13 protein-coding genes and 1 tRNA gene are annotated in these 15,723 nt (G+C 50.4%); all 14 read right to left on the reverse strand.

Going from position 1 to position 15,723, the window contains the following annotated elements:
• The coding region (locus JYB63_RS22445; protein ID WP_336510919.1) for a GTP-binding protein at positions 1-128 on the reverse strand (128 nt) is incomplete at its 3' end.
• 29 nt (positions 129-157) lie between these two features.
• Positions 158-2,251, reverse strand: a complete 2,094-nt coding sequence (gene fusA / locus JYB63_RS22450) for an elongation factor G (protein ID WP_205660168.1) — start codon at positions 2,249-2,251, stop codon at positions 158-160.
• Between the two features lie 18 nt (positions 2,252-2,269).
• A complete protein-coding gene (gene rpsG, locus JYB63_RS22455) occupies positions 2,270-2,740 on the reverse strand; it encodes a 30S ribosomal protein S7 (protein WP_205660169.1) in 471 nt (156 codons plus the stop codon).
• Positions 2,741-2,872: 132 nt separating this feature from the next.
• Positions 2,873-3,247, reverse strand: coding sequence for a 30S ribosomal protein S12 (rpsL, locus tag JYB63_RS22460; protein ID WP_205660170.1), 375 nt, complete (start codon positions 3,245-3,247; stop codon positions 2,873-2,875).
• A gap of 119 nt (positions 3,248-3,366) precedes the next feature.
• The gene (gene rpoC / locus JYB63_RS22465) at positions 3,367-7,590 is read right to left on the reverse strand and encodes a DNA-directed RNA polymerase subunit beta' (protein WP_205660171.1); all 4,224 of its coding nucleotides are present in this window, start codon (positions 7,588-7,590) and stop codon (positions 3,367-3,369) included.
• A 68-nt stretch (positions 7,591-7,658) separates the two neighbouring features.
• On the reverse strand, positions 7,659-11,759 hold the full coding sequence (gene rpoB / locus JYB63_RS22470; protein WP_205660172.1) for a DNA-directed RNA polymerase subunit beta: 4,101 nt from the start codon (positions 11,757-11,759) through the stop codon (positions 7,659-7,661).
• Positions 11,760-11,930: 171 nt separating this feature from the next.
• A complete protein-coding gene (rplL, locus tag JYB63_RS22475) occupies positions 11,931-12,302 on the reverse strand; it encodes a 50S ribosomal protein L7/L12 (RefSeq protein WP_243432129.1) in 372 nt (123 codons plus the stop codon).
• Between the two features lie 64 nt (positions 12,303-12,366).
• Entirely contained in the window at positions 12,367-12,861 is a 495-nt protein-coding gene (rplJ, locus tag JYB63_RS22480; protein WP_205660173.1) for a 50S ribosomal protein L10, read from the reverse strand.
• 213 nt (positions 12,862-13,074) lie between these two features.
• Positions 13,075-13,770: a 50S ribosomal protein L1 gene (gene rplA / locus JYB63_RS22485; protein WP_205660174.1), complete on the reverse strand. Its 696-nt coding sequence runs from the start codon at positions 13,768-13,770 to the stop codon at positions 13,075-13,077.
• Entirely contained in the window at positions 13,770-14,204 is a 435-nt protein-coding gene (rplK, locus tag JYB63_RS22490) for a 50S ribosomal protein L11 (protein ID WP_205660175.1), read from the reverse strand. Before rplK ends, rplA begins: the two co-directional genes overlap by 1 nt.
• A 106-nt stretch (positions 14,205-14,310) precedes the next feature.
• Positions 14,311-14,844: a transcription termination/antitermination protein NusG gene (gene nusG, locus JYB63_RS22495; protein ID WP_205660176.1), complete on the reverse strand. Its 534-nt coding sequence runs from the start codon at positions 14,842-14,844 to the stop codon at positions 14,311-14,313.
• Between the two features lie 13 nt (positions 14,845-14,857).
• Positions 14,858-15,226 carry a preprotein translocase subunit SecE gene (secE, locus tag JYB63_RS22500; protein ID WP_205660177.1) on the reverse strand — a complete coding sequence of 123 codons (369 nt, stop codon included), beginning with the start codon at positions 15,224-15,226 and terminating at the stop codon, positions 14,858-14,860.
• A gap of 61 nt (positions 15,227-15,287) precedes the next feature.
• Positions 15,288-15,363, reverse strand: a tRNA-Trp gene (locus JYB63_RS22505).
• Positions 15,364-15,436: 73 nt separating this feature from the next.
• The coding region (locus JYB63_RS22510) for an EF-Tu C-terminal domain-related protein (protein WP_509149421.1) at positions 15,437-15,723 on the reverse strand (287 nt) is incomplete at its 5' end.

Here is a 15,723-nt window from a genome sequence, read left to right on the forward strand (position 1 = left end):
TCACCACCAAATACTTCTGCACATACGCGGGTCAGTGCCGCTGTCAGAGTTGTTTTACCGTGGTCAACGTGGCCGATTGTACCAACGTTAACGTGCGGCTTACTACGTTCAAATGCTTGCTTAGCCACGATCAATACCTCTTAAATAATTAGGTAATTTATTTTGCGTTGATTACCGCATCGGCAACCGCTTTCGGCGCTTCAGCGTAATCAGAAAATTCCATAGAATAGGTAGCACGACCCTGTGTAGCGGAGCGCAGATCGGTCGCATAACCGAACATCTCGCCTAAAGGTACCTGGGCATTAATGATTTTGCCCGAGCTACTGTCTTCCATGCCTTGCACAATACCACGACGACGGTTCAGGTCTCCCATCACATCGCCCATGTAGTCTTCCGGCGTTACTACTTCTACCTTCATCATCGGCTCAAGCAGGCAAGGATCAGCTTCCTGTGCATACTTTTTAAGCGCCTGAGATGCGGCAATTTTAAACGCCATCTCGTTAGAGTCAACATCATGGAAAGAACCGTCAAACAGACGCGCCTTCAGGCCGATCAGCGGATAACCGCCAATGACACCGTTCTTCATCTGCTCTTCTATCCCTTTCTGTACCGCAGGGATATATTCTTTCGGTATCGCACCACCAACAATCTCGTTAATGAACTCCAGACCTTCATCTTCAGACGGACTGAACTCCACGACAACGTGACCATACTGACCACGACCACCGGACTGACGAACAAACTTATGATTCGCTTCAACCGGCTGACGGATCTTTTCACGGTAAGCCACCTGAGGCTTACCTATATTCGCTTCGACACTGAATTCACGGCGCATACGATCAACCAGGATATCCAGGTGTAATTCACCCATACCCGAGATGATGGTCTGACCGGTTTCTTCGTCGGTTTCAACGCGGAATGACGGATCTTCCTGAGCAAGTTTGCCCAGTGCGATACCCATCTTTTCCTGGTCTGCCTTGGTTTTCGGTTCAACAGCAACCGAAATAACCGGCTCAGGAAACTCCATCCGCTCCAGAACAATCTTCTGGTTCGGATCACAAAGGGTGTCACCGGTGGTTACATCCTTCATACCGATCAGAGCAGCGATATCGCCTGCGCGAACTTCTTTAATCTCATCACGGTTATTGGAGTGCATCTGAACCATACGGCCGACACGCTCTTTTTTACCCTTAACAGAGTTTACAACACTGTCACCGGAAGCCAGAACGCCGGAATACACCCGTACGAAAGTCAGTGTACCTACAAAAGGATCGGTTGCGATCTTAAACGCTAACGCAGCAAACGGTGCATTGTCATCCGCCTCACGGGTTTCAAACACTTCACCGTCTTCGTCTACAGCACCTTCAATCGCTTTAACTTCGATCGGAGATGGCATGTATTCGATGACTGCGTCCAGCATTGCCTGCACGCCTTTGTTCTTGAACGCCGAACCGCACTGCATCAGCACGATATCGTTATCCAGTGTACGGGCACGCAGACCAGCTTTGATTTCTTCGTCAGACAAGTCACCTTCTTCAAGGTACTTATCCATCAGCTCTTCTGATGCTTCAGCGGCCGCTTCGATCATCTGCTCACGCAGCTCTTCAGCTTTCGCCTGCAAGTCTGCAGGAATGTCAGCAAGATCATAGGTCATGCCCTGATCACTTTCATTCCACAGAATTGCTTTCATACGAATCAGGTCGACAACGCCCTTGAAATCGTCTTCAGCACCAATTGGCATATTGATCGGTACAGCGTTTGCACCGAGACGTTCTTTCAGCTGATCAACAACCATATAGAAGTTAGCACCGACACGGTCCATCTTATTGACGAATACCATGCGGGGTACTTCATACTTGTTAGCCTGACGCCATACTGTTTCAGTCTGAGGCTGCACACCAGAGGACGCACACAGCACCACAACAGCACCATCAAGAACACGCAGGGAACGCTCAACTTCAATTGTGAAGTCAACGTGCCCCGGTGTATCGATGATATTAATGCGGTGGTCTTCGAACTGCTGGTTCATGCCCTTCCAGAAACAGGTAGTCGCCGCAGAAGTGATGGTAATACCACGCTCCTGCTCTTGCTCCATCCAGTCCATGGTTGCCGCACCATCGTGTACTTCACCGATCTTATGAGAAAGACCAGTGTAGAACAGCACCCGCTCAGTAGTCGTGGTTTTACCCGCGTCTACGTGTGCGCAGATACCGATGTTACGGTAACGTTTGATAGGCGTTTTACGAGCCACAACACAATCCTCAGATATTTAGAAGCGGTAGTGAGCGAATGCTTTGTTAGCTTCAGCCATGCGGTGAACGTCTTCACGCTTCTTAACCGCTGCGCCACGACCTTCAACTGCATCACCGACTTCACCAGCCAGACGCAGAGCCATGGACTTTTCACCACGCTTACGGGAAGCGTCAACTAACCAACGCATCGCCAGGGCGTTACGACGGGAAGGACGTACTTCTACAGGCACCTGGTAAGTAGCACCACCCACACGGCGAGACTTAACCTCTACCATTGGCTGGATTGCTTCCAGTGCTTTGTTGAATACTTCGATTGGATCTTCGTTAGTGCGCTCTGCAATTTTATCCAGAGCACCGTATACGATTTTTTCTGCTACGGATTTCTTACCGCTGATCATCAGGTGGTTGATGAATTTAGCCAGGGTTGTGTTTCCGAATTTAGGATCCGGCAGAATCTCACGTTTTGCCGCAACTCTTCTTCTTGGCATGATAAGCCCCTTATCAGGTCTTCAGGTTATTTCAGGAATGGATACCTGACCTTACTCTTATGTGTTTGCGATCTAGCTAAGTAGTTTGCACCCTAAAAGGGTTTGACTGGCTTTGCTGTCCCGAAAAAACTATTAAGACTTAGGACGCTTGGTACCGTACTTAGAACGACCCTGTTTACGGTCGTTAACGCCACTGGTATCCAGTGCGCCACGTACTGTGTGGTAACGAACACCCGGCAAATCTTTTACACGGCCGCCGCGGATCAGTACTACAGAGTGTTCCTGCAGGTTGTGACCTTCACCACCGATGTAGGAAGTCACTTCAAATCCGTTAGTCAGACGAACACGGCAAACTTTACGTAATGCTGAGTTCGGTTTCTTAGGGGTCGTTGTATAGACACGGGTACAAACGCCACGACGCTGTGGACAAGCCTGCAGAGCAGGAACGTCACTTTTAGCCGCCTTGCGCTTGCGTGGCTGTCGTACCAACTGGTTAATAGTTGCCATTAAGCAAACTCCACGCTTTAAAAAAGCACCAATAGAACGATGGAATTTTATTATCCCATCACGAAAGGGCCGAGATTGTACTCAATCTCGGCCCACCAGGTCAATAATCGACCAGATTTTTACTCAGAATCTGGCATCGCTGCCTGATTCAGCGCTTCGGTCAGCGCCTGTTGAACGTCTTCTGCACTTACAGTAACGCTGTCTTCAACCTGCATTGACTTCCGCTTACGCTCTTTGTGATACGCCAGACCGGTACCAGCCGGAATCAGACGTCCCACTACAACGTTCTCTTTCAGACCACGTAAGTAGTCTTTCTTACCGCTTACTGCACCTTCGGTCAGTACGCGGGTTGTTTCCTGGAAGGATGCAGCAGAGATGAAGGACTCAGTTGCCAGCGATGCTTTGGTAATACCCAGCAATACGCGGTCAAACTTAGCCGTAATCTTATCCTGCGCTTCCAGACGCTTGTTCTCTTCCACAACCTGGTGGAATTCAACCTGCTCACCGGTGATAAAGCTGCTGTCACCGCCAGCGGTGATTTCAACTTTTCGCAGCATCTGACGCACGATTACTTCAATGTGCTTGTCGTTGATGCCTACACCCTGCAGACGGTATACATCCTGTACTTCTGTATTGATGTATTTCGCCAGCTCGGTAACACCCTTGATGCGCAGAATGTCGTGTGGGTTAGACGGACCGTCAGAGATCACCTCACCCTTCTCAACATGCTCACCTTCAAAGATGTTCAGGTTACGCCACTTAGGAATCATGATTTCGATCGGATCTGCATCCGCCGGGCTGATTACCAGACGCTTCTTACCCTTGGTTTCTTTACCGAAGGTAACCGTACCGGAAATCTCAGCCAGAATTGCAGAGTCCTTAGGCTTACGCGCTTCGAACAGGTCAGCAACCCGTGGCAGACCACCGGTGATGTCCTTGTTCACAGAACCTTCCTGCGGGATACGTGCCAGTACATCACCAACACCTACGTCTGCACCGTTAGTCAGGTTCAGAATCGCATTGGCTGGCAGCAGGTACTGTGCAGGCTGATCTGTACCCGGGTGGCACAGTTCATTGCCGCTGGCATCCATCAGCTTGATCATCGGACGGATATCTTTACCCGCTGCTGGACGTGCTGCAGGATCCAGAACCTCGATGGTAGACAGACCTGTCAGTTCATCAGTCTGCTGCTTAACGGTAATACCGTCTTCCATACCCACGAACTCAACCTTACCGGCAATTTCCGAGATGATTGGGTGGGTGTGCGGATCCCAGTTCGCAACGATTGCGCCGGCATCAACGCTGGCACCGTCCTGAACTTTAATCAACGCACCGTATGGCAGTTTGTAACGCTCACGCTCACGTCCGTGCTCGTCGGTTACACCGATCTCACCGGAACGGGAAGTGGTTACCAGCGTGCCGTCAGCTTTCTCTACAGACTTCAGGTTGTGCAGACGGATTTCACCGGCATTCTTAACCTGAACACTGTCAACAGCTGCTGCCCGCGATGCCGCACCACCGATGTGGAACGTACGCATGGTCAGCTGTGTACCCGGCTCACCGATTGACTGTGCAGCGATAACACCGACTGCCTCACCCGGGTTAACCAGGTGACCACGACCCAGATCACGGCCGTAACACTTAGCACACAGACCGTAACTGGTTTCACAGCTGATAGCACTGCGTACAACAATCTCATCGATAGAAGAGTAACGCTCGTTGTCGCTCAGGCGTTTAACCCAGGCTTCATCCATCAGCGTGCCTTTCTCGATCAGCACGTTCTCGCCGCTCGGGTCCATCACGTCCTTAGCCACAACACGGCCCAGTACGCGGTCACCCAGACCAACTACAACGTCGCCGCCTTCGATCAGCGCCTGCATTGTCAGACCGGTTTCAGTACCACAGTCTTCTTCTGTGATAACCAGATCCTGCGCAACGTCTACCAGACGACGGGTCAGGTAACCGGAGTTCGCCGTTTTCAGTGCAGTATCGGCCAGACCTTTACGGGCACCGTGTGTAGAGATGAAGTACTGCAGTACGTTCAGACCTTCACGGAAGTTTGCCACGATCGGCGTTTCGATGATCGAACCGTCCGGTTTCGCCATCAGACCACGCATACCTGCCAGCTGACGAATCTGAGCCGCACTACCCCGTGCGCCTGAGTCGGCCATCATGTATACAGAGTTGAAGGAATCCTGATCTACCAGGTTACCGTCACGGTCAACAACCTCTTCTTTCTTCAGGTTGTCCATCATCTTCTTAGCAAGGATTTCGTTGGCACGGGACCAGATATCGATAACCTTGTTGTATTTCTCACCCTGAGTTACCAGACCGTCTGCGTACTGCAGTTCGATCTCTTTCACTTCAGCATCTGCTTCAGTGATGATGTTTACTTTCTCATCAGGGATTACGAAGTCATTCACACCGATAGAAGAACCGGACTTAGTCGCCTGACCGAAGCCCATGTACATCAGTTGGTCAGCAAAGATAACGGTATCCTTCAGACCCACGTTACGGTAGCAAACGTTGATCAGACGGGAGATCGCCTTCTTAGTCATCGCCTGGTTAACCAGAGAGAACGGCAGGCCACTTGGTACGATATCAAACAGCATCGCACGGCCGACAGTAGTATCAACAATGGATACTTTCTCTTCTTCGTTACCTTCGATGTCGCGGATAACTTCTTTAACACGTACTTTCACTTTCGCCTGCAGGTCAACCTGGTGAGCACCGTGAGCACGTTTAACTTCTTCGATGTCCGCGAATACAGAACCTTCGCCCTTGGCGTTGATCCGGTCACGGGTCATCCAGTACAGACCCAGTACCACGTCCTGGGACGGTACGATGATTGGCTCACCGTTGGCTGGAGACAGTACGTTGTTGGTAGACATCATCAGCGCACGTGCTTCAAGCTGAGCTTCAATTGTCAGCGGCACGTGTACAGCCATCTGGTCACCGTCAAAGTCAGCGTTGTATGCCGCACATACCAGTGGGTGCAGCTGAATCGCTTTACCTTCGATCAGTACCGGCTCAAACGCCTGGATACCCAGACGGTGAAGTGTCGGCGCACGGTTCAGCATGATCGGATGTTCACGGATTACTTCATCCAGAATATCCCATACTAACGGCTCTTCACGCTCAACCATCTTCTTGGCAGCTTTGATCGTCGTTGCGTGGCCACGCAGCTCCAGCTTGGAGAAGATAAATGGCTTGAACAGCTCAAGTGCCATCTTCTTAGGCAGACCACACTGGTGCAGACGCAGGTACGGACCTACTACGATTACAGAACGGCCAGAGTAATCAACACGCTTACCCAGCAGGTTCTGACGGAAACGACCCTGCTTACCCTTGATCATGTCAGCCAGGGATTTCAGAGGACGCTTGTTAGAACCGGTAATCGCACGGCCGCGACGGCCGTTATCCAGCAGCGCATCAACGGATTCCTGCAGCATACGCTTTTCGTTACGTACAATGATATCCGGTGCACTCAGGTCTAACAGACGCTTCAGACGGTTGTTACGGTTAATTACACGACGGTACAGATCGTTCAGATCAGAAGTCGCGAAACGACCACCATCCAGCGGTACCAGAGGACGCAGATCTGGCGGCAGAACCGGCAGAACATTCAGAATCATCCACTCTGGCTTGTTGCCAGACTGGTGGAAGCCTTCCAGCAACTTCAGTCGCTTGGACATTTTCTTGATCTTGGTCTCAGAGTTTGTCTGTGGCAGCTCTTCACGCAGGACTTCAATCTCTTCCTGCAGGTCGATTGCTTTCAGCAACTCCTGAACAGCTTCTGCACCCATACGGGCGTCGAAGTCATCACCGAACTCTTCCAGTGCTTCGAAGTACTGTTCGTCGTTCATCAGCTGACCACGTTCCAGGGTAGTCATACCCGGATCGATTACCACGAATGATTCGAAGTACAGAACACGTTCGATATCACGCAGGGTCATGTCCATCATCAGGCCGATACGGGACGGCAGTGACTTCAGGAACCAGATGTGTGCTACCGGAGAGGCCAGCTCAATGTGACCCATACGCTCACGACGTACTTTAGCCAGTGCAACTTCAACGCCACACTTCTCACAGATAACACCACGGTGCTTGAGACGCTTGTACTTACCGCACAAACATTCGTAATCCTTTACCGGACCAAAGATCTTGGCACAAAACAGACCATCACGTTCTGGCTTGAAGGTACGGTAGTTAATGGTCTCTGGCTTTTTAACTTCACCAAAAGACCAGGAACGAATCATCTCAGGGGAGGCCAGGCCGATACGGATCGAATCGAACTCTTCCTGTTGTCCCTGGGATTTAAGCAGATTTAATAAATCTTTCATTTTCTTCGGCTCCTCGGGGGAGTATGCCGCCGAACATATTTGTCGGCGGCAAACTATCCGTTAACGGCTTATTCGGCTTCCAGTTCGATGTCGATACCCAACGAACGGATCTCTTTGACCAACACGTTGAAGGACTCAGGCATGCCTGGCTCCATACGGTGATCACCATCAACGATGTTTTTATACATCTTGGTACGGCCGTTTACGTCATCGGACTTAACCGTCAACATTTCTTGTAGCGTATAAGCTGCACCGTACGCTTCCAGGGCCCACACTTCCATCTCACCGAAGCGCTGACCACCGAACTGAGCCTTACCACCCAGCGGCTGCTGAGTTACCAGGCTGTACGAACCGGTAGAACGGGCGTGCATCTTATCGTCAACCAGGTGGTTAAGCTTCAGCATATACATGTAACCTACAGTTACGTGACGGCTGAACTCATCACCGGTGCGACCATCAAACAGCTTGAACTGTCCGGTGTCGCTCAGATCTGCCATACGCAGCAGTTCCTTGACTTCAACTTCCTTGGCACCGTCGAATACTGCTGTGGCCAGTGGTACACCGCCCTTCAGGTTCTTCGCCAGCTCCAGTACTTCGTCGTCGCTCAGGCTGTCGATATCTTCGTGACGGCCAGACTTGAAGCCACCCAGTTCGCTGTTATACACGCGACCCAGGAATTCACGGATCTCTTTAACCTTCTCGATACGGTCACGTTCAGCTTCCAGCATGGCATTGATCTTACGACCCAGACCTTTGGCAGCCATACCCATGTGGGTTTCCAGTACCTGACCTACGTTCATACGGGACGGTACACCCAGCGGGTTCAGAACGATATCAACAGGCTCACCGTTCTCGTCATAAGGCATATCTTCAACCGGCATGATTACCGAGATAACACCCTTGTTACCGTGACGACCCGCCATCTTGTCACCCGGCTGGATGCGACGCTTGGTTGCTACGTAAACTTTAACGATCTTCTGTACGCCCGGCGCCATATCGTCGCCAGTCTGCAGCTTGCTCTTCTTGTCTTCGAACTTGTTATCCAGTTCTACACGACGCTCTTCAAGCTGCTGCTGAGCCAGTTCAAGCTGTTCCTGTACTGCTTCATCAGCAACACGGATCTTGAACCATTCAGTTTTCTTCAGCTCATTCAGGAATGCAGCTGTAATTTCTTCGCCTTTCTTCAGGCCAGCACCACCTTCGGCCTTCAGACCTGTCAGCGCACGCTCAAGACGCTCGAAGGTAGCCTGCTCAACAATGCGCAGCTCTTCGTTAAGGTCTTTACGGATGCGATCCAGTTCTGCAGTCTCGATAGACAGAGCACGCTCGTCCTTCTGAACACCGTCACGGGTGAATACCTGTACGTCGATAACTTTACCAACAGTACCGGTCTTAACACGCAGAGAGGTGTCTTTAACGTCAGACGCTTTCTCACCGAAGATTGCACGCAGCAGTTTTTCTTCCGGTGTCAGCTGGGTTTCACCCTTAGGCGTTACCTTACCAACCAGAATGTCACCCGGGCCTACTTCAGCACCGATGTGAACGATACCTGCTTCATCCAGCTTGGCCAGTGCAGATTCACCAACGTTCGGGATATCAGAGGTAATCTCTTCCGCACCCAATTTGGTGTCACGTGCCACACAGGTCAGTTCCTGAATGTGAATCGTAGTGAAACGGTCTTCCTGAACAACACGCTCAGAAATCAGGATGGAATCCTCGAAGTTGTAACCGTTCCAAGGCATGAATGCGATACGCATATTCTGACCCAGCGCCAGCTCACCCAGGTCAACGGACGGGCCGTCAGCCATGATGTCACCGCGTTCAACAGTTTCGCCCTGACGAACGATAGAACGCTGGTTGATACAGGTGTTCTGGTTAGAACGGGTGTACTTGGTCAGGTTGTAGATATCCACACCTGCATCACCCGCTTCAGTCTCTGCATCATTTACACGTACAACAATACGCGCCGCATCAACTGACTCGATCACACCGCCACGCTGAGCGGTTACACATACACCGGAGTCACGGGCAACATAACGCTCCATGCCGGTACCAACCAGCGGCTTGTCAGCACGCAGAGTAGGTACAGCCTGACGCTGCATGTTAGAACCCATCAATGCACGGTTAGCATCATCGTGTTCCAGGAACGGAATCAGCGCGGCTGCAACGGATACTACCTGACGTGGAGAAACGCCCATGTAGGTAACTTTTTCCGGAGCCATTACGGTGAATTCGTTCTGATGACGTACCGCTACCAGTTCATCGGTCAGGCGGTTGTTATCGTCCATACCGGCAGATGCCTGTGCGATAACGTGACGGCCTTCTTCGATGGCAGACAGGTATTCAATTTCATCAGTTACCAGACCGTCCACAACCTTACGGTATGGGCTTTCCAGGAAACCGAAATCGTTAGTACGCGCATAAGTAGACAGCGAGTTGATCAGACCGATGTTTGGACCTTCAGGGGTCTCGATCGGACATACACGGCCGTAGTGAGTCGGGTGTACGTCTCGTACCTCAAAGCCTGCTCGCTCACGGGTCAGACCACCCGGTCCTAATGCGGATACACGACGCTTGTGGGTAACTTCCGACAGCGGGTTGTTCTGATCCATAAACTGGGACAGCTGGCTGGAACCGAAGAATTCCTTAACAGCTGCAGCAACTGGTTTAGCGTTGATCAGATCCTGAGGCATCAGGTTATCAGACTCAGCCATGCTCAGACGTTCACGTACTGCACGCTCAACACGTACCAGACCTACGCGGAACTGGTTCTCGGCCATTTCGCCCACAGAACGGATACGACGGTTACCCAGGTGATCGATATCATCAACCACGCCTTTACCGTTACGAATGTCGATCAGTGTCTTCATTACATCCAGGATATCTTCTTTATCCAGGATGCCTGCACCGGTCTCATCTTCACGGGCCAGACGGCGGTTGAACTTCATCCGGCCAACAGCAGACAGGTCATAACGGTCGTCGCTGAAGAACAGGTTCTCGAACAGACTTTCCGCAGACTCTTTGGTTGGTGGCTCACCAGGACGCATCATACGGTAGATTTCTACCAGAGCTTCCAGTTGGTTACGGGTAGTATCAACACGCAGCGTGTCAGAGATGAATGAACCACAGTCCAGCTCGTTGGTGTACAGGGTTTCAAACTCAGTAATACCAGCAGCACGCAGCTGTTCCAGCAGATCTTCTGTAATCTCAGCGTTGCCTTCACACAGCAGTTCACCGGTAGACGCATCAACGATGTCGCGCGCCATTACCTTGCCCAGCAGATATTCAGAAGGAACATCCAGCTGCGTCATGCCTTCTTTTTCCAGCTGACGAATGTGGCGAGGTGTAATACGGCGACCAGACTCAACAATGACATTGCCACTGGAATCTTTGATGTCGAATGTAGCGGTTTCACCACGCAGACGCGCAGGCACCAGGGTCATCAGGCAGCTTTCACCGCTCAGCGTCCAGCTGGTGTTGTCGAAGAAGGTTTCGAGGATCTCTTCAGCGGTATAACCCAGCGCACGCAGCAGAATAGTTGCTGGCAGTTTACGACGACGGTCGATACGCACAAACAGGTTATCTTTAGGATCAAACTCGAAATCCAGCCATGAACCACGGTATGGAATTACACGTGCAGAGTACAGCAGCTTACCGGAGGAGTGCGTCTTACCTTTATCGTGGTCGAAGAACACACCCGGTGAACGGTGCAGCTGAGATACAATTACACGCTCAGTACCGTTCACAACGAAGGTACCGTTATCTGTCATCAGGGGCATTTCGCCCATGTAGACTTCTTGTTCTTTAATGTCTTTGATCGCTTTATTCGAAGACTCGCGATCATAAATCACCAAACGTACTTTTACGCGCAGCGGTGCCGCATAGGTGATACCACGCATCTGACATTCTTTAACGTCAAACACTGGCTCGCCTAGACGATAACCTACATATTCCAGCGCGGCGTTTCCTGAATAGGAAACAATTGGGAATACGGAACTGAAAGCCGCATGTAGCCCGGCATCTTTTCGCTCTGCGGGATTAGCATCCAGTTGTAGGAATTTCAAATATGAATCCAACTGAATCGCCAGCAGATAAGGCACATCCATCGCTTCGGGTAATTTACCGAAGTCCTTACGGATGCGTTTCTTTTCAGTATATGAGTAAGCCATCTAAGTTCCCCAGCATCTGCACCTGAAAGATTCGTCCAGACCGAAGGTTAATTCTCGATCTGTGAACCGCTATTATTATTCTGACTAATAACGGAAAAAGGCCGGTGACATTTTGTCACCAGCCGTATGCGTATCAGCTATTAACTAGCGTGACACAAGGCATAAAAGCCCTTACTTAACTTCAACAGACGCGCCAGCTTCTTCCAGAGCAGCTTTCAGCTCTTCAGCTTCTTCTTTGCTAACGCCTTCTTTAACTGCTGCTGGAGCGCCGTCTACCATACCTTTAGCTTCTTTCAAGCCCAGGCCAGTAGCTGCACGAACAGCCTTGATTACGTTAACTTTCTTGTCGCCAGCAGCAGTCAGAATTACGTCGAATTCAGTCTGTTCTTCAGCAGCACCGCCAGCGTCGCCGCCAGCAGCAACAGCTACAGCAGCAGCTGCAGATACGCCGAATTTTTCTTCCATTGCTTCAACCAGCTCAACAACATCCATTACAGACATTTCAGCGATTGCATTCAAGATATCATCTTTAGACAAAGACATGGTTCAATTCCTAAAATAGGGAGCTCAGTAAGCTCGTATAATCTATTTAAAAAGCGCTTTAAAATTAAGCTGCTTCTTGTTCTTTCTGTTCGCGAAGGGCCGCCAGAGTGCGGACCAGCTTGCCTGCTGCAGCTTCTTTCATAGTGCTCATCAGCTTGGCAATAGCTTCGTCGTAAGTTGGCAGAGAAGCCAACATGTCTACAGCAACTACTTGGCCTTCAAACACAGCGGTTTTCAGCTCAAACTTGTCATTGCTCTTAGCGAAATCCTTCAGAATCCGCGCACCGGCACCTGGGTGCTCAGTGGAGAATGCAATTAGAGTAGGGCCTACGAATGATTCATTCAGACATTCGTAATCAGTACCTTCTACTGCACGGCGAGCCAGGGTGTTACGTACGACTTTCAGCCATACACCCGCTTCACGTGCCTGCTTACGCAGTTCAGTCATTGTCTCAACGGAAACACCGCGTGAGTCAGCAACAACAGCAGAAAGAGCACCTTTAGCAGCTTCCTGGACTTCAGCGACGATCGCTTTTTTGTCTTCGAGTCCTAATGCCACGATTTACTCCTGGGTTAGTCTTAATCGACTGTTTACCAATCGTTTTATCCACACGTGGATAAAACGCCGAGTACGGTGGTTGAATTGATCCTGTTAAGGGGATCACACCGTCTGCGCAGGCCGGAAACCATTAAGATCAGCAACTAAGCCAACCACCTGCGGTCTTTGACGGCCCCTGCAATAAATTGCAGAGACCCTCAATTTTTTACTGGCTTAGAATGACAGTGAAGACTGATCAATCGCCAGACCCGGTCCCATAGTAGTGGACAGGGTTACTTTCTTAACGTATACGCCTTTCGCAGAAGACGGCTTCAGCTTCTTCAGCTCAGCCATCAGTGCTTCAACGTTGCCTTTGATCGCAGCAGCGTCAAAATCAACCTTACCAACACCTGCGTGGATGATACCGTTCTTGTCAGTACGGAAACGCACCTGACCAGACTTAGCGTTGTTAACAGCAGTTACAACGTCTGGAGTTACAGTACCAACTTTAGGGTTAGGCATCAGGCCACGTGGACCCAGAACCTGACCCAGCTGACCAACAACGCGCATTGCATCCGGAGTTGCAATCACAACGTCAAAGTTCAGGTCACCGCCTTTGATCTGCTCTGCCAGGTCTTCGAAACCTACAACATCAGCACCGGCTTCTTTTGCTTTATCAGCATTTTCGCCCTGAGCAAAAACAGCAACACGTACTTCTTTACCAGTACCGTGAGGCAGTACGCTTGAGCCACGAACGTTCTGATCAGATTTACGTGGGTCAACACCCAGGTTAACTGCAACGTCTACAGACTCTTTGAACTTAACAGCAGATACTTCAGACAGTACTGCTACAGCTTCTTCAACTGAGTATTGCTTACCAGGCTGAACCTTCTCAGCAATCGCCTTCTGGCGCTTAGTCAACTTAGCCATTATTCAACACCTTCTACGTTCAGACCCATGCTACGTGCACTACCGGCGATAGTACGAACAGCTGCATCCATATCAGCAGCAGTCAGATCAGCCATCTTAGTCGTTGCAATCTCTTCCAGCTGTTCACGGTTAACCGTACCAACTTTCTCAGTGTTCGGACGACCAGAACCGCTCTTCAGGCCTGCAGCCTTCTTCAGCAGTACAGATGCTGGCGGGGTCTTGGTGATGAAGGTAAAGCTACGGTCTGCGTATACAGTGATAACAACAGGAATCGGCATACCGCTTTCCATGCTCTGAGTCTGAGCATTGAACGCTTTACAGAATTCCATGATATTTACACCGTGCTGACCCAGTGCAGGACCAACTGGTGGACTTGGGTTTGCAGCACCGGCAGCAACCTGCAGCTTAATGTAAGCTTCGATTTTCTTAGCCATGTTTAACTCCTAATGGGTACAAGCGCCTTTCAGCTCCCCGCTTTCAAATACGGAAAAACCCCAGCGCCCACAAAGGACCGCCGAGGTTATAACCACACATTTTTTATCAGGCTTTTTCGACCTGACCAAATTCCAGCTCAACCGGAGTCGAGCGACCGAAGATCAGCACTGCAACCTGCAGGCGGTTCTTCTCATAATTCACTTCTTCAACAACGCCGTTAAAGTCAGCAAACGGACCATCAGTAACACGAACCATTTCACCCGGTTCGAAGACAGTCTTAGGACGCGGCTTATCAGCACCACTCTCAACACGCTGCAAAATAGCATCCGCTTCACGCTCAGTGATCGGCGCTGGCTTATCAGCAGTACCACCGATAAAGCCCATTACACGTGGAGTATCTTTAACCAGGTGCCAGGTCTCGTCATCCATATCCATCTGAACCAATACATAGCCCGGATAGAACTTACGCTCTGACTTACGCTTCTTACCTTCTTTGATTTCGACAACTTCTTCAGTCGGAACCAAAATATCGCCGAAGCGATCTTCCATACCGGCCAGTTCAACGCGCTCCTTCAGGGAGTTCATTACGCGTTTTTCGTAACCGGAATACGCATGTACAACGTACCATCGCATAGCCATGCTCTTTTCCTCTTTAACCGATTACGCCGGATACAAGCCAGCTCAGCGAAGAATCAAGACCCCACAGCAGCAAACCCACGATCAGAACAGCAACTGTTACGATCAGAGTTGTTTGCGCAGTCTCCTGACGGCTCGGCCAAACTACTTTTCGAATTTCTGCTTTAGCTTCTTTAAACAACGTAAAGAAAGCCGCACCCTTCTCTGTTTGCAACGCAACAAAACCAGCCACCAGAGCTAATACAATAAGCGCCAGCACACGGTACAGAAGAGACTCTTCAGAATAAACCGAATTACCAACCACACCTGCAACAACAAGCACAGCCACTACAAGCCATTTAAGCCCGTCTAATTTTGAACCTTCGGAAGTCGCTTTAGAATTCACGTTCAGCCTCGGTATCTGAAGAATTGCTTGATTTCATTGTGATGCCAACCCTGAAAAGGATTGGCAGGCCAGGAGGGACTCGAACCCCCAACCTGCGGTTTTGGAGACCGCTGCTCTGCCAATTGAGCCACTGGCCTACTGCAATAGGGAGGCAAATAATACACGCCTCCCTGAGTAGTAGCAAGCTTTAACTTGCTAAAAATTCAAAGATTATTCAATAATCTTTGCAACAACGCCCGCACCTACTGTACGACCGCCCTCACGGATCGCAAAGCGCAGACCTTCTTCCATCGCGATTGGGTTGATCAGGGTAACATCCATCTTGATGTTATCGCCTGGCATTACCATTTCTACGCCTTCTGGAAGCTCGCAAGCACCGGTGATGTCAGTTGTACGGAAGTAGAACTGCGGACGGTAGCCTTTGAAGAATGGAGTGTGACGACCACCTTCATCTTTGCTCAGTACGTATACTTCACCTTCGAAACGAGTGTGAGGAG

The sequence above is a fragment of the Aliamphritea spongicola genome, from assembly GCF_017051665.1.
Classification (GTDB): Bacteria; Pseudomonadota; Gammaproteobacteria; order Pseudomonadales; family Balneatricaceae; genus Amphritea; species Amphritea spongicola.